At 60.4% G+C, this 21,527-nt stretch carries 23 protein-coding genes; 6 read left to right on the top strand and 17 right to left on the bottom strand.

The window, feature by feature from the left end:
- Nucleotides 1–200: 200 nt before the first annotated feature.
- The 4 genes from EEQ99_RS24955 to EEQ99_RS24940 form a co-directional block, all read right to left on the bottom strand.
- Entirely contained in the window at nucleotides 201–1,163 is a 963-nt protein-coding gene (locus EEQ99_RS24955) for a flagellin N-terminal helical domain-containing protein (protein WP_063476331.1), read from the bottom strand.
- Nucleotides 1,164–1,462: 299 nt separating this feature from the next.
- The gene (locus tag EEQ99_RS24950; protein ID WP_047613597.1) at nucleotides 1,463–2,374 is read right to left on the bottom strand and encodes a flagellin N-terminal helical domain-containing protein; all 912 of its coding nucleotides are present in this window, start codon (nucleotides 2,372–2,374) and stop codon (nucleotides 1,463–1,465) included.
- Nucleotides 2,375–2,619: 245 nt separating this feature from the next.
- Nucleotides 2,620–3,528 carry a flagellin N-terminal helical domain-containing protein gene (locus EEQ99_RS24945; protein ID WP_029868419.1) on the bottom strand — a complete coding sequence of 303 codons (909 nt, stop codon included), beginning with the start codon at nucleotides 3,526–3,528 and terminating at the stop codon, nucleotides 2,620–2,622.
- A 282-nt stretch (nucleotides 3,529–3,810) separates the two neighbouring features.
- Nucleotides 3,811–4,716: a flagellin N-terminal helical domain-containing protein gene (locus EEQ99_RS24940; RefSeq protein ID WP_029868420.1), complete on the bottom strand. Its 906-nt coding sequence runs from the start codon at nucleotides 4,714–4,716 to the stop codon at nucleotides 3,811–3,813.
- Nucleotides 4,717–5,161: 445 nt separating this feature from the next.
- On the opposite strand from EEQ99_RS24940, the gene EEQ99_RS24930 reads away from it, so the two are divergent.
- On the top strand, nucleotides 5,162–7,078 hold the full coding sequence (locus EEQ99_RS24930) for an O-linked N-acetylglucosamine transferase, SPINDLY family protein (protein WP_028756334.1): 1,917 nt from the start codon (nucleotides 5,162–5,164) through the stop codon (nucleotides 7,076–7,078).
- Nucleotides 7,079–7,260: 182 nt separating this feature from the next.
- Here the strand turns inward: EEQ99_RS24930 and fliP are convergent, their stop codons facing one another.
- The 13 genes from fliP to flgF all read right to left on the bottom strand — a co-directional run bounded on the left by fliP (nucleotide 7,261) and on the right by flgF (nucleotide 16,332).
- Nucleotides 7,261–7,998, bottom strand: coding sequence for a flagellar type III secretion system pore protein FliP (gene fliP, locus EEQ99_RS24925; RefSeq protein WP_003556541.1), 738 nt, complete (start codon nucleotides 7,996–7,998; stop codon nucleotides 7,261–7,263).
- A complete protein-coding gene (locus EEQ99_RS24920; protein ID WP_028755543.1) occupies nucleotides 7,995–8,501 on the bottom strand; it encodes a flagellar basal body-associated FliL family protein in 507 nt (168 codons plus the stop codon). The genes fliP and EEQ99_RS24920 overlap by 4 nt, the downstream gene beginning before the upstream one ends.
- A gap of 12 nt (nucleotides 8,502–8,513) precedes the next feature.
- Nucleotides 8,514–9,230, bottom strand: coding sequence for a flagellar basal body L-ring protein FlgH (gene flgH, locus EEQ99_RS24915; protein ID WP_028755544.1), 717 nt, complete (start codon nucleotides 9,228–9,230; stop codon nucleotides 8,514–8,516).
- Complete coding sequence (locus tag EEQ99_RS24910; RefSeq protein ID WP_028755545.1) at nucleotides 9,227–9,769, bottom strand: MotE family protein; 543 nt, start codon at nucleotides 9,767–9,769, stop codon at nucleotides 9,227–9,229. Before EEQ99_RS24910 ends, flgH begins: the two co-directional genes overlap by 4 nt.
- Nucleotides 9,766–10,887 (bottom strand): flagellar basal body P-ring protein FlgI, encoded by a 1,122-nt coding sequence (locus EEQ99_RS24905; RefSeq protein ID WP_028755546.1) that lies wholly within the window; start codon nucleotides 10,885–10,887, stop codon nucleotides 9,766–9,768. Before EEQ99_RS24905 ends, EEQ99_RS24910 begins: the two co-directional genes overlap by 4 nt.
- On the bottom strand, nucleotides 10,884–11,366 hold the full coding sequence (gene flgA, locus EEQ99_RS24900) for a flagellar basal body P-ring formation chaperone FlgA (RefSeq protein WP_028755547.1): 483 nt from the start codon (nucleotides 11,364–11,366) through the stop codon (nucleotides 10,884–10,886). The genes EEQ99_RS24905 and flgA overlap by 4 nt, the downstream gene beginning before the upstream one ends.
- Before the next feature lie 16 nt (nucleotides 11,367–11,382).
- A complete protein-coding gene (flgG, locus tag EEQ99_RS24895; protein WP_028755548.1) occupies nucleotides 11,383–12,171 on the bottom strand; it encodes a flagellar basal-body rod protein FlgG in 789 nt (262 codons plus the stop codon).
- Between the two features lie 19 nt (nucleotides 12,172–12,190).
- Complete coding sequence (gene fliE / locus EEQ99_RS24890; protein ID WP_028755549.1) at nucleotides 12,191–12,535, bottom strand: flagellar hook-basal body complex protein FliE; 345 nt, start codon at nucleotides 12,533–12,535, stop codon at nucleotides 12,191–12,193.
- A 2-nt stretch (nucleotides 12,536–12,537) separates the two neighbouring features.
- Nucleotides 12,538–12,954 (bottom strand): flagellar basal body rod protein FlgC, encoded by a 417-nt coding sequence (gene flgC / locus EEQ99_RS24885; protein ID WP_028755550.1) that lies wholly within the window; start codon nucleotides 12,952–12,954, stop codon nucleotides 12,538–12,540.
- A 4-nt stretch (nucleotides 12,955–12,958) separates the two neighbouring features.
- Nucleotides 12,959–13,351, bottom strand: coding sequence for a flagellar basal body rod protein FlgB (gene flgB, locus EEQ99_RS24880; protein ID WP_028755551.1), 393 nt, complete (start codon nucleotides 13,349–13,351; stop codon nucleotides 12,959–12,961).
- 184 nt (nucleotides 13,352–13,535) lie between these two features.
- Entirely contained in the window at nucleotides 13,536–14,078 is a 543-nt protein-coding gene (locus EEQ99_RS24875) for a hypothetical protein (RefSeq protein WP_028755552.1), read from the bottom strand.
- Between the two features lie 2 nt (nucleotides 14,079–14,080).
- Complete coding sequence (fliI, locus tag EEQ99_RS24870) at nucleotides 14,081–15,478, bottom strand: flagellar protein export ATPase FliI (RefSeq protein ID WP_028755553.1); 1,398 nt, start codon at nucleotides 15,476–15,478, stop codon at nucleotides 14,081–14,083.
- A 119-nt stretch (nucleotides 15,479–15,597) separates the two neighbouring features.
- Complete coding sequence (gene flgF / locus EEQ99_RS24865) at nucleotides 15,598–16,332, bottom strand: flagellar basal-body rod protein FlgF (protein ID WP_028755554.1); 735 nt, start codon at nucleotides 16,330–16,332, stop codon at nucleotides 15,598–15,600.
- Between the two features lie 255 nt (nucleotides 16,333–16,587).
- Here flgF and motA point away from each other — a divergent pair, with 255 nt between their 5' ends.
- From motA to flhB, 5 genes are all read left to right on the top strand, one after another.
- Entirely contained in the window at nucleotides 16,588–17,460 is an 873-nt protein-coding gene (gene motA / locus EEQ99_RS24860) for a flagellar motor stator protein MotA (protein ID WP_028755555.1), read from the top strand.
- Entirely contained in the window at nucleotides 17,461–18,411 is a 951-nt protein-coding gene (locus tag EEQ99_RS24855) for a FliM/FliN family flagellar motor switch protein (RefSeq protein ID WP_028755556.1), read from the top strand.
- Between the two features lie 65 nt (nucleotides 18,412–18,476).
- Nucleotides 18,477–19,064: a flagellar motor switch protein FliN gene (gene fliN, locus EEQ99_RS24850; RefSeq protein ID WP_028755557.1), complete on the top strand. Its 588-nt coding sequence runs from the start codon at nucleotides 18,477–18,479 to the stop codon at nucleotides 19,062–19,064.
- 28 nt (nucleotides 19,065–19,092) lie between these two features.
- Nucleotides 19,093–20,133: a flagellar motor switch protein FliG gene (gene fliG / locus EEQ99_RS24845; RefSeq protein ID WP_028755558.1), complete on the top strand. Its 1,041-nt coding sequence runs from the start codon at nucleotides 19,093–19,095 to the stop codon at nucleotides 20,131–20,133.
- Nucleotides 20,134–20,446: 313 nt separating this feature from the next.
- On the top strand, nucleotides 20,447–21,526 hold the full coding sequence (flhB, locus tag EEQ99_RS24835; protein ID WP_097544543.1) for a flagellar biosynthesis protein FlhB: 1,080 nt from the start codon (nucleotides 20,447–20,449) through the stop codon (nucleotides 21,524–21,526).
- The last annotated feature ends 1 nt before the right edge of the window (nucleotide 21,527 follow it).

Genomic DNA, 21,527 nt, shown 5'->3' with positions numbered 1-21,527 from the left:
ACCATCCAGCATCCGGGAGGCATGCAACATGCGCGCTCCCGCTCAAAATGTCCTTGCGCGCCGACATCTCCCTTCGAAACGGGCAAGGGCCTGACCTTGCGCCGGCACGGATTCGGACGATGCCTTCATGCCGGAAACTAGGAAGTCAAACTTGCGCGAGGATGAATGGCGCGGTCGCCACCCGTGATCGCGCCCATTCCTTATTCCAGCAGAATCAGAATCTTGCTTGCGGCCGTATTGAGGATCGAGATCGCTTCGACGGCCATCTGCTTCTGGGTTTCTATTGCCTTCTGCCGGATCGAAGCCTCGTCCATGTCGGTATCGACGAGCGCACCGACGCTCTTGTCGATCGAATCGGACAGATCGGCGGTATAGTCTATCTGATCGTCGATGCGTGTCTTCATCACGCCGATGGATGCCGCCGTGGTCGTCAGCGAGGAGAGCAGCGACTCGGTCACGTCGAGCATGTCGGTGAGCTGCGCATCGGTCGTGTTGCCGTCGATCGCAATTTCCGTACCCGTCGCCGGCGTCGTCGAGCCGGCATCCAGCAGATAATAATTCCGCGACGTCGTGCCGGAGTTATTGATCGCGTTGGCATCGACCGCCTTGGTCAGCAGGCCGCCGCTCGCACTGTTCTTGTCGATGAGGATGGTCTGCGACGATGGGAAATCGATGGTCTGGGCCTGATATTCGCCGGTCGAAGCGCGCACGAAACCCGAGATGACCGACCATGTCGGCGGTGCAGCAGTGTCGCCGTTCAGCAGCCAGTTTTCCCCCGCAAACGACGTCGATTCGACGACCGTCTGCAACTGCTCTTTGTATTCGCTGATCTCGGCGTTGATCTTGTCCTTATCGACACCAGGTTCTCTTGCCGAAACCAGCTTGGCGCGGATCTGGCTCATGAGATCGATCGCCGAGTTCATCGCCGTATAGGTCGCATCCACCTTGGCAGCGCCAAGACCGAGCGCATCTCCGACCGTTCCGAGATTGGTGCTGTCCGAACGCATGACGGTTGCGACCGACCAATAGGACGCATCGTCGGCGGCCGTCTCGATACGATATCCCGAGGACACTTGCTGCTGGGTCTGGCTGGCTTCTTTGTTGATGCTGCGCAGCACCGAAAGCGCATTCACCGCGGCCGCGCTGGTAATCTTAACGGTCATCGACAGGTCTCGGATTAAGGTGAAAGGGCAGGCCGGATTGCCGGCGGCGACTGAAGTGGCATCATGCCTCCGGCAGGGTTTCTACCGGCGTGTCGCAAAAGCAAATCAACTCAAGGCGTAGTTAACTCGATATCAACCTGTTGGGCAAGAGTGCGGCACCGAGCCTGGCGCGTCGACCGAAATTTCGATCAAGACATTGATATAAAAGAAAGAACCGCGCCATTTCGGGCGCGGTCCGGGAGGCTTTGTGCGTGCGGCCAGACGATGGCGCAAGATTCGGTCCAGCTTCAGCGCCTGACTTAGCTGCGGAACAGCGTGAGGATGTTCTGAGCGCTGGAGTTGGCGATCGACAGCGACTGGATAGCCAGCTGCTGCTGGGTTTGCAGGGCGCTGAGCTTGGAGGATTCTTCTTCCATATTGGCGTCGACGAGGCGGCCGACACCGGAGTCGATCGAATCGCTGAGCGCGCTGACGAAGCCTTCCTGCAGCTCGATGCGAGTGGAAATCGAGCCGAGCTGCGATGCAGCCTTGGTCATCGCCTCGAGGCCTGCCTCGATCGACGTCAGGGCCATGGAGATCTCAGGCGAATCGAAGTTGGTGATGTCCATCGAGTAGATCGAGCCGATCGTACCGGATGATGTGCCGATAATGCCGGAGCTGGTCTCGATCGCGCCGGTCGAGTCCATGCCGAAGAGAACGTTGCCCGCCGAGCTCGTGTCCAGGATGTAATCCGTCGTCTTGACCGAGACATTGCCGTTGCCATCGCGGACGAAAGTGGAAACGACGCTCTTGGTGCCGTCAGCGCCGGCAACCCAGTTTTCACCGGAGAAGGAAGCCGACTGCGCGATGCTCAGGAGCTGTTGCTGCAGCTGGCTGATTTCTTCCTGAACTTTAGCCTTGTCGACACCCTTTTCGGTTGCAGCGACGATCTTCGCCTTGATTTCGGTGATGACGTCGATGGCACTGTCCATGGCGGAGTAAGCGGTGTCGACCTTGGCGGCGCCGAGGCCGAGAGCGTCGGAAACGGCGGAAAGCGCCTTGTTATCCGAACGCATGGTCGTTGCGATCGACCAGTAGGCGGCGTTGTCAGCAGCCTTTTCGACGCGGTAACCCGATGATACGCGGTTCTGCGTGTCCTCAAGGTTGTCGTTGATGCCGCGGAGTGTCTGGAGAGCGGCCATCGCCGCGACGTTCGTCAAAATGCTGGTCATGAAATGATTGCCCCTCGTCGGCAAAAAGAAAAAAGGGACATTCCGGAAGGCCACCGGGAACGGGGATCAGCTTCATGCCTGTTAACCGGTTCTTAAATTTGGTTAACTCACCGTCTCGTTGGACGCAGAAAACAGCATTATGGTTAATGGATCGTTAACAGACATTAAAAAAGCCGCGCTCCATCGAAGCGCGGCTCGATACCAGTGCCCGCCGGAGACCGGCGGGCTGATGTTTCCGAGGGTTATTAGCCGCGGAACAGCGTGAGGATGGTCTGCGAAGAGGAGTTCGCAATCGACAGCGACTGGACGGCCAGCTGCTGCTGGGTCTGCAGTGCGCTGAGCTTGGAGGATTCTTCTTCCATGTTGGCATCGACGAGACGGCCGACACCGGAGTCGATCGAGTCGCTGAGAGCGGACACGAAGTTTTCCTGCAGTTCGATGCGCTTGGAGATCGAGCCGAGCTGAGCGCCGGCGCTGGTCATGGCCTTCAGAGCCGATTCAACGTTGGTCAGAGCCGACTGGATTTCGCCGAGGGTGAAGTTGGTGATGTCCATTGCGTAGACAGAACCGGTCGCACCATTCGAAGTGCCGAGGATACCCGTGGAGGTTTCGACCGAGCCGCCGCTCATGCCGAACAGAACGTTGCCCATGGAGCCGCTGTCGAGAACATAGTCGGTCATCACGACCGAAACGGCGTTGGAGCCGTCACGGACGAAGGAGGCAACAACGTTCTTGGTGCCGTCGGCGCCGGCAACCCAGTTTTCGCCGGAGAAGGAAGCCGACTGCGCGACGCTCAGGAGCTGCTGCTGCAGCTGGCTGATTTCTTCCTGGACCTTGGCCTTGTCGACGCCGTTTTCAGTGGCGGCAACGAGCTTCGCCTTGATGTCGCCGACGACATCGATGGCGCTGTCCATGGCGGAGTAAGCGGTGTCGACCTTTGCAGCGCCGAGGCCGAGAGCGTCGGAAACAGCCGAGAGAGCCTTGTTATCAGAACGCATGGTCGTTGCGATCGACCAGTAAGCAGCGTTGTCCGAAGCCTTGCCGACGCGATAGCCAGACGAAACGTGAGCCTGGGTTTCCTGGAGACCCTGGTTGATGCCACGGAGAGTCTGGAGGGCTGCCATTGCAGCGTTATTGGTGTTGATGCTCGTCATAGTTTGCTTGCCCCTTGTTGGCAGATTTTAAGAAGGGACATTCCGGATTTTGGGCCGGCCCACAGCGATCAGCATCATGCCTGTTAACCATTCTTGTTAAGGTTAACTCGCCGTTTCGATGGGCCTAGAAAACAGCAAGATGGTTAAGGAAAGCTGAATTCGAATTGGAAATATCTTAAAAATATCTGAGACTTAGAAGGATTTTCATTAACCTTATATTAAAACATTTCGCGGCCGGGGATGACCCGGCCGCGAAACTTGGAAATCTTGTGCCGACCGGTCTTAGCGGAAGAGCGACAGGATGTTCTGCGAAGAGGAGTTCGCGATCGACAGCGACTGGATTGCCAGCTGCTGCTGGGTCTGGAGCGCGCTGAGCCTGGAGGATTCTTCTTCCATGTTGGCGTCGACGAGACGGCCGACACCGGAGTCGATCGAGTCGCTCAGAGCGGACACGAAGTTGTCCTGGGCGTCGATGCGGCTGGAGAGCGAGCCGAGAGCAGCGCCGGCGCTGGTCATGGCCTTCAGAGCCGATTCGACGTTGGTCAGAGCCGACTGGATCTGGCCGGCGGTGAAGTTGGTGATGTCCATTGCGTAGATCGAACCAGTCGCACCGGTCGAAGTACCGAGGATACCCGTGGAGGTTTCGACCGAGCCGCCGCTCATGCCGAACAGAACGTTGCCCGCAGAGCCGCTGTCGAGTACGTAGTCGGTCGTCGTGATCGAAACGGCGTTGGAGCCGTCGCGGACGAACGAAGAAACAACGCTCTTGGTGCCGGAGGCGCCGGCAACCCAGTTTTCGCCGTTGAAGGAAGCCGACTGCGCGACGCTCAGGAGCTGCTGCTGCAGCTGGCTGATTTCTTCCTGGACCTTGGCCTTGTCGACACCATTTTCAGTCGCAGCAACGAGCTTCGCCTTGATCTCGCCGACGACGTCAATGGCGCTGTCCATGGCGGTGTAAGCGGTGTCGACCTTTGCAGCGCCTACGCCGAGAGCGTCGGAGACAGCCGAGAGGGCCTTGTTGTCAGAACGCATGGTCGTTGCGATCGACCAGTAAGCAGCGTTATCCGAAGCCTTTTCAACGCGGTAACCAGACGAAACGTGGTTCTGCGTGTTGTTGAGGTTCTGGTTAACGTTACGCAGCGTCTGGAGAGCGGCCTGCGCGGAAGTATTCGTGTTAATGCTTGTCATAAGTCTGTCCCCTGGAAAACTAGATACAAAAAGGAGGACATACCGGACTATAGTACCGGCGATGACGGACCAGCTTCATGCTACTCGGCGCCTTTTTTGTTTGGCCCAAACCCGTCATGTCCAGGGCAATCTCGCAGCCAATGCTTGCCAACTCCTTAAAAATACAGGCTCCAGGCCGGCTCCTCGCGGGCCATAGTTAATGCTTGCTGAATATATTCCTTTGCATTCTAATTCTCTTGAAAACCAAGCGTTTTCCCTGGGCAAAAGTCGGCATTTCCCCGCGAAAACAGAGGTTCACCAAGCGCACCGGTTTCAAGCAAGCTTCGAATGCCAATGTGGCAGGCGCCGGGATAGCACCATCGGACCGATCCGCTCGTTTTGCGGAGGACGGCCTGTCCGTGCCGCGGCGATCGACGCCAGAACATTTCCTTCACGGAGTTGGGTTTTGAACAGCAAAGTTTCGTTCTCTGCGGCATCCAAGGATTACCAGATGGGCCGCTACACACAGTCCTTGGCAACGCTCAACCAGCTGATGGATATCCAGCAGGACGCCAAGACCTATGCGCTGCTGGCCAAGAACCTCGTGCAGCTCGGCTTCAAGGCCGATGCCGCGAAAGCCTATGGCCTGGCCGGCAACTGCGAAGGACCGAATTCCTACGAATACCAGAAACAGGCTGCCAAGCTGCATTACGAGACCGGCAACGAGGACGATGCCCTGCTGATCGCCATGCGAAACCTCGCCAAGGCGCAGGAAGACCCGGAGCTCGCCTTCATCATCACAGCGATCTATCTGAAGCGCCAGCAGCGGGATATCATCCGCCCGTTCAAGACGGTGCTGTCGCAAAGCTCCAATCCCGAGCATATGCGCCTGGCGGCGCTGCTGCTGAGCGACGATCTGAACGACGCAACCAACCAGAACCTGGCGCGCAATATCTTCAAGCGTTTTCCCGGCAATCTGGCATTCCGCTTCCTTCACCTTGTTTTCGCCCGCGAATTCAACGAGTTCGAAGAGGCGAGCAAGCATCAGGCAGTAATCGACGCGGCCCTTGCAAAGGGCGATATCGAGATCCTGCGCAAGGACAACCCGTTCTATCATCTGCACTGGTGCGGCAATGAGGACTTCAACCGGTATGCGACGATCGGCACCACCCCCCTCAATCCGGAACGGGTGGCCTTCCGTCGCAGCCAGCCGCACAGCTGGTCGGACAAGATCCGGATCGGCTACATGTCATCGGACTTCTGGGATCGCCATGCGACGATGAAGCTCTTGCAGCGCATCCTCGAACTGCACGACAAGGACCGGTTCGAGGTGACGCTCTTCTGCCATACAGGCCCGGAGTACCTCAAGCACAACACGACCGACCGCAGCCGCTGGGGCCGGGTCGTCACCATTCACGGCTTCTCCGATCAGGCGGTGCTGGAAGTGGTGCGCGAGCACAATATCGACATCATGGTCGACCTGAAGGGCCATACTTCGGGCAGCCGCGCGCCGGCCTTCAACCTGCCGCTCGCACCGGTTCATGTCGGTTGGCTCGGCTTCCCCGGCAGCACGGTCAATATCGACCTCGACTACGTCATCGGCGACCATTCGGTGCTGCCCGAGGTGGCCAAGCCCTTCTACCATGAGAAATTCTGCCGGCTGCCGGAAAGCTATCAGCCGAACGACCCGATGCATCGCCCGAAGCCGCGCCCTGTCACCCGCGAGCAGCTTGGCCTGCCGGAAGACGCCTTCATCTTTGCGTCCTTCAACGGTAACCGCAAGATTACGCCGGAGACGATCAACAGCTGGTGCCGCATTCTCAAGCGTGCGCCGAACAGCGTGCTCTGGCTGATGGCGAACACGCCGCGCAACCAGGCCAACCTCTTGAAGCAATTCCAGGCGGCGGGGATCTCCGCCAAGCGGATCATCTTCTGCCCGCGCGCACCCTACGAAGAACACATCGACCGTCAGCAGGCGGCCGACATCGGCATCGATACCTTCCCCGTCAACGGCCACACGACCACCTCGGAGCAGCTCTGGGGCGGCCTGCCGGTTCTGACCGTCAAGGGCACCAACTTCGCCTCACGCGTCAGCGAGAGCCTGCTCAGGGCCATCGACCTGCCCGACCTCGTCGCAGACGACCTGCAGGCCTATGAGGATATGGCCGTCGAGCTGGCTCAGAATCCCGGACGGATCGCCGCATACAAGGCGCATCTCAAGGAAAAGCGTTACATTGCGCCGCTCTTCGATGCCGAACGGTTCTGCAACCATCTTGAGCAGGCCTATGAAATCATGGCCGAGCGTGCCAAGCAGGGTCTTGCACCCGATCACATGGACATTCCGGCGCTGCCGCCGCGCACGGGGCCATTCGCGGCCGAGTGAGGCTTTTCAACCGCCACGAAAAACCCGCCGGGGCGATCGCTCCGGCGGGTTTTTCATTGGTGAAGGCTAAAGCCGCGTCGCAATCTTTCAGATTCGCTCCCGCACTCCGGTCCTGGCTTTTACGCATGTTGTGATCGCAGCACCGCTGCGCGCTTTGCGCAGCACGTTTTAGCGGCAGCCGCTCAGCTGAACGAGCGCACCAGGCTGCCGACGAGCAGGTTCCAGCCGTCGATCAGTACGAAGAAGAGAATCTTGAACGGCAGCGAGATCGAGGTCGGCGGCAGCATCATCATGCCCATCGCCATGGTGATGGTGGCGACGATCAGGTCGATGACGAGGAACGGCAGCACGACGAGGAAGCCGATCTCGAAGCCACGGCGAATCTCGGAAATCATGAAGGCCGGGATCAGCACGCGGTAGTCGATCGGATCGGTCGTCTGGATATTCTGCCCGCGTTCGCGCGCCAGATCGACGAAGAGCGCCAGATCCTTGTCGCGGGTATTGGCCGCCATGAAGGTGCGGAAGGGTTCGGCGATACGCTGGACCGCCTCGGTCTCGTTGATCTGATTGGCAAGCAGCGGCTGCACGCCGTTCTGCCAGGCCTGATCGAAGGTCGGCGACATGACGTAGAAGGTCATGAACAGCGACAGCGACAGGAGGATCATATTGGAGGGCGTCGAGGAGAGACCCATGCCTGAACGCAGGATCGAGAAGGCGATGATGAAGCGCGGAAAGCTCGTCACCATGATCAGGATGCCCGGCGCGACCGAAAGAATGGTCAGCAGGCCGAAAGTGCGGATGATCCAGGCGGCAACCGAGCCATCGACCGGCACGTTCAATAAGTCAGTCGGCAGCTGCTGTGCCACCGCCAGTTCCGGTACCGCCATCATGGCGGCAAGGAAAACTATGAGACGAATCATTCGATGACAAATGTCCTGAACATGACCTTCGATACCCGCCCTTGCGAGCGAAGGTCAACACGTTCCTGTATGTCATCCTTGAGATATTGAAAGCCCCGCGGCCCCTCGATCTGCTGGAGGGAAACGGTTCTGATATAGGCGAGGATATCCTGATGAATATCCTCGGAAACCTTGACATCCGGCGGCCCGTTGAACAGCAGCGCGACTTCGAGTCGCACCCAGTTTTCCGAGGGGTAGGCAAGGTTCGACGTGATCGGCTCGAGCTGAACGATGTTGTTGGCCTCGGTCGAAATCCGCGCCAGACCTTCCTCGGCCTTCTTCTTGGCCTCGGCTTCCTTGGCCTGCTCGGCCTCCTTGGCGCCCTTGACGTTGGGCGCGACGATCGTGCCGACCGCCCAGCCGCCGCCGGCGCCGAGCAGGGTCAGGACGGCGATGCCGATGATCGTCATCAGCGCGCCGGATTTCTTCTTCGCTTGACCTGCGCTTGCGTCTGGCTCTGCCATCGTCGTTCAGCCTCAAAGCGGCGAGAAAAGATCGACGGCCTGCTGGCCGCGCGGAGGCTGCTGCACTTCCATCAGGCGGCCGCGGCCACCGTAGGAGATGCGGGCTTCGGCGATCTTGTCGTAGGAGATCTGGTTGTCGGAATTGACGTCCTGCGGACGAACGATACCGGCGACGTTCAGGATGCGCAGTTCCTGGTTCAGACGGACTTCCTGCGAGCCCGATATCACGAGGTTGCCGTTTTCGAGAATGCCGGTGACGACGGCAGCGACAAGCAGGGTGATCTTGTCGGTGCGCTCGATCTTGCCCTTGCCGTCAGTGCTGGTGTCGGAGCCATAGGTCAGGTCCGTCTTGGACTCGGGGGTCCAACCGAAGATCTGGGCGTTAACGTCCCAGTTCATCCCGCTCGAATTCGTGCGACTGCGGTTGGTCTCGTTGTCGAAGGAGGCCTTGTCGTTGATCTGGATGTCGACGGTCAGGATGTCGCCGACGTTGAGCGCGCGCGCATCCTTGAACAGGGCGGCCTGCGAATCGCTCCACAGCGAATAGCCCTGCGCCACGGCGCGCGGCTGCTTCGGATAAAGCGCCATCTGCGGCGTCTGGCCGTAGGCAAGGCCGCTGCCGATCGGGCTCATGGCGGGCGCACGGCCGATCTCGCTAACCGCCGTCGGAGACTGGCAGCCTGCAAGGAGCGCGAGGGCGGCGATCGCGGCCGGGAAACGCATATTCATGAAGGATCCTTCGAGGTATTGGGATCGGACGCACTGGCGATGACGCTGGCGATAACCGCGGCCTTTTGCGGGTCCATCTCGTTGAGGATGAGGCTCGACTGACGCGGACCGAGCCGCATGATCACGGCGGAGGCGACCTCAATCTTCATGTCCTGCAACTGGAGTGCGGCCGCATCCGGCTTCATCTTCTTGTAGATTTCGGTGAGTCCGGCTTCCGCCTGCTTCAGGAAATCGTCGCGCCGCTTCAGCCAGTCCTGGTATTCGGCCTTGCGCTTGTCCATCTCCGCCATGCGGGCATCGATGTCGGCGCGAAGCTTTTCCAGTTCCTGCTTCTGCAAGAGGTAACGCTGGTCGCGGGCGGGATCGGCGATGTTGGTGCAGAACTGCTTGATCTCGTCCTGGGAGGTGATGTCGCCAGCGGGCGCATGTTCCTGTGCGAATGCGCCGGGGATCGACAGAAGGACGAGGCCCGCGGCCGGCAGCGCCAGCCGGCGCAGCAGTTGCAGGACCGTCATGTCAGGGTTGATGATCTTTATCATTGCAGCACAAGCTCCGCCTGCAGGGCGCCTGCCGACTTGATGCCCTGGAGAATGGCGATGATGCCATCCGGTTTCACGCCGATATTGTTAAGGCCGGCGACGAGGGTCCTGAGGTCGGGCCCATCGATGATGGCGACGCGTCCGCCGGTCTGCTCGGCCGTGATATCGGTCTGCGGCTGGACGGCGGTCTGGCCGCGCGAGAAGGGTTCGGGCTGGATGATCTGAGGCGTCTCTGTGACCTGAACCGTCAGCGTGCCGTAGCTGACGGCGACCGGCGAGACACGGACGTCCGAGCCGATGACGATCGTGCCCGTGCGCTCGTTGATAACAACCTTGGCCGGCGTGTCGGTTTCGACGATGAGATTTTCGATGTCGGCCATCAGCCGGGTGAGATCGGCCGTGCGCGGCTTCTGGATCACCACTTCCTGCGAATCCTTGGCTTCGGCGACCGGGCCGCCGAACCGCGCCGAGGCATAACCGTTGACGATGTCGGCAATACGGATCGCCGTCGAGAAGTCGGGGTTGCGCAGCTGCAGGACGAGATTGACCGAATCCTTGAAGCGGGACGGCAGTTCGCGTTCGATGATGGCGCCGCCGGGCACGCGGCCGGCAGTGGTGACGCCTTCGGTCACGGTCGCCGCCTCGCCCTGCGCCTGAAAGCCGGAAACGATGGCGGCACCCTGCGCGACGGCGTAGATCTGGCCGTCGGCGCCGGACAGCGATGTCATGACGAGCGTGCCGCCACGCAGCGAGGTGGCGTCGCCGAGCGAGCTCACCGTGACGTCGATACGGCTGCCAGGACTTGCAAAAGGCGGCAGGTTGGCGGTGACCATCACCGCCGCGGTGTTCTTGGCGCTGGACTGGCTGCCCTGGGTCGAGATGCCGAGATTCTGCAGCATCGCCCGCATCGACTGCTCGGTAAAGGGCGAGGAACGGAAGCCGTCGCCGGTTCCCTGCAGGCCGACGATCAGGCCGTAGCCGATCAGCTGGTTATCGCGGCCGGCCTGAAGCGAGGCGATGTCCTTGATGCGGGAGGTCAGCGCCCAGGCGGGCGCGACATCGGCCAAACTCATGGCGACAACCGCGACAAGGGTTAAGAAACGGAAGAACAATTTCATTTTGCCCTCACATGGACCGTGCCGTCCGCAAGCACCGTGCCGCTGACGATGACGCCGGAATCCATATTGCGTGCGCGCACGACCTGCCCGGTCGAACCGTCTTCGAGCGGTGTGCCGGCAGCCGAGATGGTCATCGCGCCGAGCGTAAAGACCAGGCGGATCGAAGAGCCGCGCGTCACCGTATAGGCTTCGCGCAGGGCCGAAACCGATATCGTCCGGCCCGGCAACAGCGTGCGCTTGGAGACCATGCCTTCGACCTGTGAAACGGATTTGGCATAGTCGCCAGCAAGGTTGGGGTTGGTAACCTCGACCTCCTGCAGCTGGCTGGCCGACAATATGTCGCCGGGGTAGATGATCGTTGTCGGGACAACGGCATAACCCATGCCGGCATCCACGTCCGCGGGCAAGAAGATGCCCGCGACTGCGATCGTGGCTGCCGCCACCCATCCTGAGATGTGTCCTGCCCGGCAAAACATCATGTTTCGGCCCTTCCCTTTACTTCAGGTTCTTGCTGACGATGGAGGCCATTTCATCAGCGGTGGTGATCACCTTGGAATTCATTTCGTAAGCCCGCTGGGCCGAGATCAGCTCGGTGATTTCCTTCACCGGGTCGACGTTCGACGATTCCAGATAGCCCTGCTTCATGTAAGCGAAACCTTCCTCATCGGGATTGCCGATGACGGCTTCGCCGGAGGCTGCCGTTTCCTGGAAGAGATTGTCGCCAAGCGGCTGGAGGCCCGCCTCGTTGACGAAGTCGGCAAGCGTCAGCTGACCGAGCACGGTCGCATCCGTCGCACCCGGCAGCTTCGCCGAGACTTCGCCCGAGCGGCTGATGGTCAGCTCGGTGGAGCCTGTCGGAATGGTGATGCCGGGAAGAACCTCGTAGCCGTCAATGGTGACGAGCTGGCCCTGGTCGTTCTTGTTGAAGGCGCCGGCGCGGGTGTAAAGCGTCGTGCCGTCGGTCGACTGGATCTGGAAGAAGCCCTTGCCGATCAGCGCCACGTCGAGATCGTTGCCGGTCTGCGTCAGTTCGCCCTGGAGATGCAGGTTGCGGACCGCCGAGGTCTGGACGCCGAGGCCGATATTGGCGCCTTCGGGAACAACGGCCTGGTTGGCGCGGTTGGCGACACCCTTGGCGCGTTCGGTCTGGTAGAGAAGATCGGAGAATTCGGCGCGGGCGCGCTTGAAACCTGTCGTGTTGATGTTTGCGATGTTGTTCGCGATGACTTCCAGATTGGTCTGCTGGGCATCCATGCCCGTTGCTGCGATGGCGAGCGCTCTCATGTGTTCGTCCTCAAATCAGTTACATCTGCATCTTGGTGACTTCGAGAAAGGCCGAGACGACCTTGTCGCGGATGGCAATCGCGGTCTGCAGCGTCTGCTCGGCTTGGAGCATGGAATCGACGACTTCACGCGTCGTCGCCGTGCCCTTGATCCCGGCAAAGGACATGCTTTCCGCACCCTTCAGGCTGCTGACCGCATCGCTCGCCATGTTGCCCATGACGGAAGCGAAGCTCACGCCATTAGCCGCACCGGCGGTGCCCGGCATGGTGGCGGCGGCAGACGACGAGGCGGAATTTTCGGTGTCGACGGCGCCAAGCGCGCGGGTCATCGAAAGGTTGCTGACATTCTGGACGCTGCTGATCATTATTATTGGCTCTTCAGGAGATCGATCGTGGAGGAGATGAGATCGCGGGTCTGCTTGATCGTCTGCAGATTGGCGTCATAGGAGCGGTTGGCTTCGCGCATGTCGGCCATCTCGACGAGGATGTTGACGTTCGGCAGCTTGACGACGCCCTTCTGGTCCGCAGCCGGATTGCTGGGGTCGAATTCCGTGCTGAAGTCGCCTTCGTCGACACCGACCTTCTTGACGTTGACCGTCTCAACGCCGCTGGTGCGATCCATCTGCTGGCCGAAGGTTATCGTCTTGCGGCGATAAGGGTCGGCGCCGGGCGTGTCGCCGGTCGAGCGGGCGTTGGCGATGTTCTCCGAGACGATGCGCAGACGCGTCGACTGTGCCTCGAGTCCCGAACCGGCGATTTTCATTGCTGCTGAAAGCGGATCCATGAATTTACTTCCTGACGGTCATCAACATCATGCGGTTGAAGGAACTGACCAGCGAGGTGTTCAGATCGTACTGGCGCTTGATATCGCCCGACTTGGAGAGCTCTTCGGCCAAACCGACCGTATTGCCGGATTCCTGGATGCCGATTTCCTGGTCGAGTGCTGCATCCTTGACGTCGATATCGCCGCTGTCGCTGAAATCATTGCCGCTCAGATGCGCCGGATTGGTGCGCGCCATGGTGATATCGGCATTGTCGAGCACGGCGTCAAAGGGCGTGACGTCCTTGGCATGGAACTTCGGGGTATTGGCATTCGCGATGTTGCTGGCAACAACCTGCTGACGGACCGTCAGCCATTCCGCCTGTCGCGAAGCCAAGTCGAAAAGTTGGATCGGTTGCATGGGAACTCTCCGTTTTTACTGCCCCGAACCTAGTGCGGTAATCTTGCGTGGGACTTACGGGAATTCAGGCTTCGAGCCGCTTTTCGGAGAAGGCCACGGCTAAAAGAAAGCGGGCTCCAAAAAGAAACCGGGCTCCGGCCGGTTCGCGGCGGAGCCCCTGTCGTGTTCGGCACCTGCGGCAGGTTCAATTGTTCTGGTAGGTCTCGCCCTTGGAGGTGACGATCACCCATTTTCCGTCGCGCTGCTCGAGGGCCGCAAGGCGGCTTTCGTCGGGCAGGATCGAGCCGATGCGCACCACATACATGCCCGAGGTATCCTCGATCAGCGCCCGGCCATTGGAGACGTGCAGCAGGCGGAAGGAAGATTTGCCGGGAAAGGGCTGATCTTCCAGTATCGGGCCACCATCGCGCTCCTTGCCGAGATCGGAGACCGTCGCCGTCGTCAGCGGATCGATCGGCGGAGTCTTCTTCTCTCCCTCGTTCTTGTTGACCATGGCAAGCGGCGAGACGCTGAAGACGTTGCGGGCCGGCCAATCCGGCAGGTCGCGCGAATTGCCGCTGGCGGCGACGTTGATGCCGAACTTGTCCTCGTTGAAGAACACATACCAGGGGAAGAAAGCGGCGGCGCCGGCCAGCGCCAGGCCGGTGAAGGTCAGAAGCCGATCCAGCATGGCGGTCTTCCTGCGCTGCTTCAAGGAAGCGATGCGTTCGTCGTCGAATTCAGCCACGTCTATCTCCTCTGAATCTGTCCGCCCTGATTGCCCATACCGGCTGCGGCCTTGAGCGCGCCGGCGAGATCGGCAAAGGCATCGGGCGAGTCACGGTCGCCCGGCGACTGCTTCAGGACGTCGTAAATGATGGGCACCTGCTTGACCGCCATGTCGAGATCGGGATCGGCGCCCTGGCGATAACCGCCGATCAGGCGCAGGTCGCGCGTCTCCTCGAAGCGGTGGATCAGCACTTTCAGCCGCGACACCAGCTTTTCCTGGTCCGGCGTCCAGGCCTTGCGGGCGAGACGCGAGATCGAGGCCAGCGGATCGATCGGCGGATAACGCCCTTCTTCGGCGAGACTGCGCTGCAGGACGATGTGACCGTCGAGAATGCCGCGCGTCGAGTCGGCGATCGGGTCGTTGTGGTTGTCGCCGTCGACGAGGATCGAGATGATCGCCGTGATGGTGCCGGCGCCCTCGGGGCCGGGACCGGCGCGTTCCAGCAGCCGCGGCAGTTCGGTGAAGACGGACGCGGGATAGCCGCGCGCGATCGGCGGCTCGCCGGAGGCGGTCGCCACTTCGCGGATCGCATGGGCGAAACGCGTGACGCTGTCGACGATGAAGAGGACGTTCTCCCCCTTGTCGCGGAAATGCTCGGCGATGGTGACCGCCGTCAGCGGCGCCATCTTGCGCAGCATCGGGCTCTCGTCGCTGGTGGCGACGACGGCGATCGCCTTCTTCATATTGCTGCCGAGCGTATCCTCGATGAATTCGCGCACCTCGCGGCCGCGTTCGCCGACGAGAGCAATGACAACCTTGTCGAAGGCATCGGCGCGGGCGAGCATGGACAGAAGCGTCGACTTGCCGACGCCGGAACCGGCGAAGATGCCGAGGCGCTGTCCGAGGCAGAGCGGCGAGAAGATGTCGATGGCGCGCACCCCGGTCTTGAAGCCGGTCTGGACACGCTTGCGGGTCATCGAAGGCGGCGCGGTGTTGGAGATCGAGCGCCGATCGAGGCCCTCGGTGATCGGACCCAGCCCGTCGATCGGCTCGCAAAGCGAGTTGACGGTGCGCCCGCACCAGCTGTCCGACGGCGAAATGCGGAAGGCGCCCTTGCGGATGACCGTATCGTGGATGCCGATCGGCTCGCCGGGTTCGATGGGGCAGACATAGATCAGGTCCGGCTCGACGCGCACGACCTCGCCGAGATGGATGCCGGTCGCCGATTTATGGGCGACGAACTCCCCGAGACGAACATGGCGGGAGAGACCGCGCACCGTGTAATGGCCGGCGGCGATGGTCTGCACGCGACCGCCATGGGCGACGGCGAACTCCGGCGATGCATAGCGCTCGACGAGGCCTGTCAGATGCGCCAGTTTCGGGGAAAGGCCGTCCTCGGACAGTAGCTTGGTGCTCATGCTTCAAATCCCGCCCTGAAATACACCGCGTGCAGCATGCTGCATGCGGTGTATTTCGGATCTCTGCTCTTATGCATGCCGTCCTCCCAAAACCGCCGGACACTTTTGGGCGACATGCATCAACGGCTGCCCCCAAGCGTCTGGACGGCTTCCTTGAAGGAATCCTCGCTGTCACGCATCAGCGACGAAACGCTTTCGAAGGCGCGGTTGACTTCGATCAGCTGGGTGATCTCGCGCATGGCGTTGACATTGGAGTTTTCGAGATAGCCCTGCTCGACACCGATATTGAAGCGGTCGACAACGGCGCGCGGCTGGTCGGTGGTCATGATGCCGCTGTTTTCGTAGCGCAGGTAACCCTTGCTGATATCGGCTTCGAACAGACCAAGCGAAGCGACCTGGCGGTCGGCCTGATAGATGATGCCGTCGGTGCCGACGGCCGGCTCGCCGCCCTTGGTGTTGAGCTGGATCGGCGCGCCGCCGGCGTCGAGAACGGGATATCCCCTGATCGACACGAGTTCGCCGGTATCCTTGATCGTGAAGCGCCCGTCCCTCGTCAGCACGCGGCCGGCCGGCGTATCGAGCGCAAACCAGGCATCGCCCTTGATGGCGAAATCGAGCATGTTGCCGGTATGCTGCAGTTCGCCATTTCCTTCGTTCAGGTAGTCGTTGCCCTGGGAAACGAAGGCGACCTTGGTATTCAGCTTGTTCTTGGTATTCGCCACCATCTCGTCGAACTTCACCTCTGTGGCGCGAAAACCGGTGGTGTTCACGTTCGCCATGTTGTCCGCGATGGTGTTCAGGCGCTTTTCGAGGGCCATCTGCGACGACAGAGAAACATAAAGACCGGATTGCATGTCGGTAAGCTCCAAGCATTGGCGATGAACGGAACGAAAAGCCGGGCGTCGTCTTGAGTGGTTCGGCCGGGATTTCGCTGAGGCGGCATCTCAGAAAACGGGTGCGGACACCCATTCGTCTCCTTTAGACTGACGGCAGATGCTTGCGCGAAGCTGGCACGTGGAAATGCCTTGCGAGCGGCCTTTTCATCAGCCTCACGCAAGGCAGAAATCCTATCCGTCTTAGAGAAAAGTAACGTTCAGATTGGGCTGACGATGAATATCATTATCGGATTTATAGTGACTTGCGGCTGTGTCATCGGCAGCTTCATGGCGATGGGCGGCCACGTGGACGCCCTGTTCCAGCCCTTCGAATTCGTCATCATCGGTGGCGCCGGTCTCGGCAGCTTCATCATGGCGAACCCGATGAAGGTGGTGAAGGATTCCGGCAAGGCGCTCGGCGAAGCCTTCAAGCACGCCGTGCCGAAGGAACGCAATTATCTCGACACGCTCGGCGTGCTCTATTCGCTGATGCGCGACCTGCGCACCAAGTCGCGCAACGAAATCGAAGCCCATATCGACAATCCGGCCGAATCGACGATCTTCCAGCAGGCTCCGACTGTTCTAAAGAACAAGGAACTGACAGCGTTCATCTGCGACTACGTGCGCCTGATCATCATCGGCAACGCGCGCAGCCACGAGATCGAAGCGCTGATGGATGAAGAGCTCAACACCATCATGCACGACAAGATGAAGCCCTACCACGCGATCCAGATCATGGGCGATTCCTTCCCGGCGATCGGCATCGTCGCGGCCGTTCTCGGCGTCATCAAGGCGATGGCCCACATCAATGATTCGCCTGAAGTGCTCGGCCATTTGATCGGCTCGGCGCTTGTCGGCACCTTCCTCGGCATTCTCTTGTCTTACTGCGTCTGCTCGCCGCTGGTCTCGCAGATCAAGGTGGTACGCAACAAGCAGCACCGCCTCTACGTCATCGTCAAGCAGACACTGCTTGCCTATATGAACGGGTCGGTGCCGCAGGTCGCTCTCGAATACGGCCGCAAGACGATTTCGGCCTACGAGCGTCCGTCCATCGATGCGGTCGAACAGGAAATGATGAATCCAGGCGGCGAAAACAAGGCGGCTTAAATGACCATGAGCAATGCTTCGCACGACAAACCGGCTATGGATCCTGCCCTTCTCGCCAAACTGACAGGCGGGCTTGGCGACAAAGGCAGGGTCGCCAAGATCTGCAGCTCCTTTGGGGAAATCTACAGCGAATTCTTTCCCGACGTCATCAAAAGCGAGACCGGGCTCGACGTGACGGTCAACTATCTCGGCTGCGAGATCGGCTACAAGAACCATCTGGTCGACGACCTGAGTGCGAACGTCACGCTCGTCGACGCGACGCTGCGCAACTGGTCGCAGAACATTACGCTTGTCTGCGGCAACGGGTTCGTCATCACGCTGATGGAGCACCTGCTCGGCGCCACCGCCGATACGATCGAAGAACCCGCCGACCGGGTGCTTTCGATCATCGAACTCGATCTGGCGGTCATGGTCTTCGACAAGATCGCCAAGGTGCTGCGCTCGGCCGTCAACGCGCCGGGCGGCTTCGAACCGAGCCTTTCGGCTCCGCACCCCCATGACACACGCGCCCGCTCGGCCGAGGATCGCCCGGACGAGTTCGCCGCCGCCATCAACATGTCGATCACCCTTGCCGGCATCGTTTCGGAATTCGCATTGATCGTCCCGCAGACCGCCCTGCTCAAGACCAAGGTGACGCCGCCGAAGCCGAAGCGCCAGGCTGGCAGCAGCTCGGCGGAATGGACCGAACAGCTCGGCGACCAGGTCCGCCGCTCGCATGTCACGCTCGAGGCCAAGATCAGGCTGCAGGACCTGACGCTGCGCACGATATCGAAGCTGATGGTCGGCGACGTCATTCCGTTCCACGACAGCGGCGACGTGCGCGTCGAGGTCAGCGCCAACAGCAAGGAATTGTATGTGTGCGAGTTCGGGCGTTCAGGCGAAAACTACATGGTCCGCGTCAAGGATACGATGAACTCGGATGACGAGCTCATCCGTCATTTAATGAATTAATCGGTTCTCTGGCTTTTGGGCTGCAAAGGCAGTTTGAGGCAAGTTTCAACTGGAATAGTGATTTCATGGCTACGAAGAAAACACAGCAGAACAGCGACCTCTCCCTGGATATTCCGGGTAGCGAAGCGGATCTCGACCAGGCGATCGACGATCTGCGCGGCGTGCTGAAGCAGGATGCCGATGGCGACCTGCCGCAGTTTGGCGACGACCTACAGAGCGACCCTTTCGCGACAGGAACGGACCTGGCGGCCTTCGGCGGCGAGGCTTCGGAAAGCCCCTTCGGCAGCGACGACTTCGGCGGCGATTTCGGCGCTGGCAATGCCAGCCAGGCTGCCGGCATGGATTTCGGCAGCAGCGCCTCTTTCGAGGGTTCGCCGGCTCCGCTCGGCAGCGCTTTGAATTCCAATTTCGATCTGATCATGGACATTCCGATCGATGTCCAGATCATGCTCGGCACCAGCCGCATGCAGGTCTCCGGCCTGATGAACCTCAATGAAGGGGCGACCATCGCCCTCGACAAGAAGATCGGCGAACCCGTCGAGATCATGGTGAACGGCCGCAGGATTGCACGCGGCGAAATTACGGTGCTTGATCACGACGACACGCGATTCGGTGTGAAACTGATAGAAGTTTTGAGTACGAAAAAAGCCTGATCCCTGTGTGGGACGGAGAGGTTAGACCATGATGGACTTTGACGATTTCGGCGGCGCGCTAGCCGGGAAACCGTTGACCCAGGCTGAAAAGGCGGCGGCTGTTCTTCTCGCTATGGGAAAGGGCGTCGCCGGCCGGCTGCTGAAGTATTTCACCCAGGCCGAACTTCAGACCATTATCTCATCCGCCCAGTCGCTTCGTGCCATTCCGCCGGATGAACTGCTGCTGCTCGTCGCCGAGTTCGAGGACCTCTTCACCGAGGGCGCCGGACTGATGGACAACGCCAAGGCGATCGAGGCCATTCTCGAAGAAGGCCTGACGCCCGACGAGGTCGACAGCCTGCTTGGCCGTCGCACCGCATTCCAAGCCTATGAAACCTCGATCTGGGATCGCCTCAGCGAAGCGGAGCCGACATTCGTCGCACAGTTCCTGCTGCGCGAACATCCGCAGACCGTCGCCTATATTCTTTCGATGATGCCTTCCAACTTCGGCGCCAAGGTGCTGCTGCAACTCCCCGACAATCGTCGCGCCGACATCATGAACAGAACGGTCAACATGAAGACGGTCAGCCCGAAGGCCGCGCAGATCATCGAGAACCAGGTCATGACGCTGCTTGCCGAGGTCGAGGCAGAGCGCAATGCGGCCGGCTCGACGAAGGTCGCCGATCTCATGAACGAACTCGACAAGCCGCAGGTCGACACGCTGCTCACCTCGCTCGAATCGATCAGCCGCGAATCGGTCAACAAGGTCCGCCCGAAGATCTTCCTCTTCGAAGACCTCATGTACATGCCGCAGCGCAGCCGCGTCTTGCTGCTCAACGACATTTCGACGGATGTGCTCACCGTCGCGCTGCGCGGGTCGCCCCCCGAGATCCGCGAATCGGTTCTCTCGGCCATCAGCCCACGCCAGCGCCGCATGATCGAATCGGATCTGCAGAGCGGCATGGGCGGCGTCAATCCGCGCGAGATCGCGATTGCCCGCCGCGCCGTGGCGCAGGAAGCGATTCGCCTGGCCAATTCCGGCCAGATCGAACTCAAGGAGAAGGAAGGCGACGCTTCGGCAGCCGCCTAAAACGCGTCGCAGTGCGCTGATTCATGCGACTCGTTTTCGCTCCGTCTATTGTGCACGTCGTTTTCCCGTTGCATGCATCGGCACTTCGAGACTGTTGACAAATCCGGCATGCCGTACGGCAGCTGTTGATCGCCGTGCCACAGGCGACTACCCTTCCAGCAATAGGCTGCGCTCCAAAGCGCGTCGCAGAGAACCCGGTTCCTGCGACGCGCTTTGGGTCTTTGTTTTGATGCATGTCGTCATCCCAAAACCGCTGCACATTTTGGGCGGCATGCATTAGCTGCAGCCTATTTCTTTGACGGAGGGCCGCGACTTGGCAGACGATGACAAGGACAGCAAAACAGAAGCCCCGACCGCGAAAAAGCAAACCGATGCCGCGGAAAAAGGCAACGTGCCGTTTTCGCGCGAGCTGTCGATCTTCGCGACCATTCTCGCCACCTACATCTATCTGGTGTTCTTCCTCCCCGACAGCGTCGGGCGCATGACGGAAACGCTGCGCGACATCTTCGAGCAGCCCGACCAATGGAAAATCGAGACGGGGCCGGATATCCTATCGCTGTTCGTCCGGATCGGCTGGGCAAGTGCGGCGCTGGTGGCGCCCGCCTTCATCCTGTTCATGGTGTTCGGCATCGCCTCCGCCGTCTTCCAGAACCTGCCGACACCGGTGCTCGAACGTATCCGGCCGCAGTTCTCGCGCATCTCCCCGGTCAAAGGCTGGACGCGGCTGTTCAGCCTGCCCGGCCTCATCGAATTCGGAAAGTCGCTGTTCAAGGTCGTCATCGTCGGCATCATCCTGTTCTTCGTGATGAGAAGCGAATATTTCAGCTCGATCGACGCGATGTTCTCCGATCCGCAGACCATCCTCGTGCGGACGACGACGGCGATGCGCAAGATCATCATCGTCATGTTGATCGCCACCGCGATCGTGGCGATCGCCGATCTTTTCTGGACGCGCCATCACTGGTTCACCGAACTGAAGATGACGCGCCACGAGGTGAAGGAAGAAAACAAGCAGGCGCAGGGCGACCCCTTCGTCAAGGGCCGGCAGCGCTCGCTGATGCGCGACCGCGCGCGCCGGCGCATGATCAACAATGTGCACCGGGCGACGCTCGTCATCGCCAACCCGACGCACTATGCCGTGGCGCTGCGTTACGCGCGTGAAGAAAACGACGCACCGGTGGTGCTGGCCAAGGGCCAGGACCTCGTCGCGCTCAAAATCAGGGAGATCGCCGAGCAGAACGGCATACCGGTGTTCGAGGATCCTCCGCTTGCGCGCTCCATGTTTGCGCAAGTCTCGATCGATAGTGTCATACCGTCAGTCTTCTACAAGGCCGTTGCGGAGCTGATCCACCGGGTCTACGCCGCAGACGCCAAGAACAAACGGGTAAGATAAG

It is taken from the genome of Rhizobium anhuiense (assembly GCF_003985145.1).
GTDB lineage: Bacteria > Pseudomonadota > Alphaproteobacteria > Rhizobiales > Rhizobiaceae > Rhizobium > Rhizobium anhuiense.
Note: the sequence above shows the minus strand (reverse complement) of the source record. Positions and strands in the feature narration are given on the sequence as shown.

What these genes read in the sequence shown, in the direction of transcription:
- EEQ99_RS24955 (WP_063476331.1), bottom strand. Translation starts at nt 1,163, where the DNA reads ATGACCGTTAAGATTACCAGCGCGGCCGCGGTGAATGCGCTTTCGGTG.
- EEQ99_RS24950 (WP_047613597.1), bottom strand. Translation starts at nt 2,374, where the DNA reads ATGACCAGCATTTTGACGAACGTCGCGGCGATGGCCGCTCTCCAGACA.
- EEQ99_RS24945 (WP_029868419.1), bottom strand. Translation starts at nt 3,528, where the DNA reads ATGACGAGCATCAACACCAATAACGCTGCAATGGCAGCCCTCCAGACT.
- EEQ99_RS24940 (WP_029868420.1), bottom strand. Translation starts at nt 4,716, where the DNA reads ATGACAAGCATTAACACGAATACTTCCGCGCAGGCCGCTCTCCAGACG.
- fliP (WP_003556541.1), bottom strand. Translation starts at nt 7,998, where the DNA reads ATGATTCGTCTCATAGTTTTCCTTGCCGCCATGATGGCGGTACCGGAA.
- EEQ99_RS24920 (WP_028755543.1), bottom strand. Translation starts at nt 8,501, where the DNA reads ATGGCAGAGCCAGACGCAAGCGCAGGTCAAGCGAAGAAGAAATCCGGC.
- flgH (WP_028755544.1), bottom strand. Translation starts at nt 9,230, where the DNA reads ATGAATATGCGTTTCCCGGCCGCGATCGCCGCCCTCGCGCTCCTTGCA.
- EEQ99_RS24910 (WP_028755545.1), bottom strand. Translation starts at nt 9,769, where the DNA reads ATGATAAAGATCATCAACCCTGACATGACGGTCCTGCAACTGCTGCGC.
- EEQ99_RS24905 (WP_028755546.1), bottom strand. Translation starts at nt 10,887, where the DNA reads ATGAAATTGTTCTTCCGTTTCTTAACCCTTGTCGCGGTTGTCGCCATG.
- flgA (WP_028755547.1), bottom strand. Translation starts at nt 11,366, where the DNA reads ATGATGTTTTGCCGGGCAGGACACATCTCAGGATGGGTGGCGGCAGCC.
- flgG (WP_028755548.1), bottom strand. Translation starts at nt 12,171, where the DNA reads ATGAGAGCGCTCGCCATCGCAGCAACGGGCATGGATGCCCAGCAGACC.
- fliE (WP_028755549.1), bottom strand. Translation starts at nt 12,535, where the DNA reads ATGATCAGCAGCGTCCAGAATGTCAGCAACCTTTCGATGACCCGCGCG.
- flgC (WP_028755550.1), bottom strand. Translation starts at nt 12,954, where the DNA reads ATGGATCCGCTTTCAGCAGCAATGAAAATCGCCGGTTCGGGACTCGAG.
- flgB (WP_028755551.1), bottom strand. Translation starts at nt 13,351, where the DNA reads ATGCAACCGATCCAACTTTTCGACTTGGCTTCGCGACAGGCGGAATGG.
- fliI (WP_028755553.1), bottom strand. Translation starts at nt 15,478, where the DNA reads ATGAGCACCAAGCTACTGTCCGAGGACGGCCTTTCCCCGAAACTGGCG.
- flgF (WP_028755554.1), bottom strand. Translation starts at nt 16,332, where the DNA reads ATGCAATCCGGTCTTTATGTTTCTCTGTCGTCGCAGATGGCCCTCGAA.
- motA (WP_028755555.1), top strand. Translation starts at nt 16,588, where the DNA reads ATGAATATCATTATCGGATTTATAGTGACTTGCGGCTGTGTCATCGGC.
- EEQ99_RS24855 (WP_028755556.1), top strand. Translation starts at nt 17,461, where the DNA reads ATGACCATGAGCAATGCTTCGCACGACAAACCGGCTATGGATCCTGCC.
- fliN (WP_028755557.1), top strand. Translation starts at nt 18,477, where the DNA reads ATGGCTACGAAGAAAACACAGCAGAACAGCGACCTCTCCCTGGATATT.
- fliG (WP_028755558.1), top strand. Translation starts at nt 19,093, where the DNA reads ATGATGGACTTTGACGATTTCGGCGGCGCGCTAGCCGGGAAACCGTTG.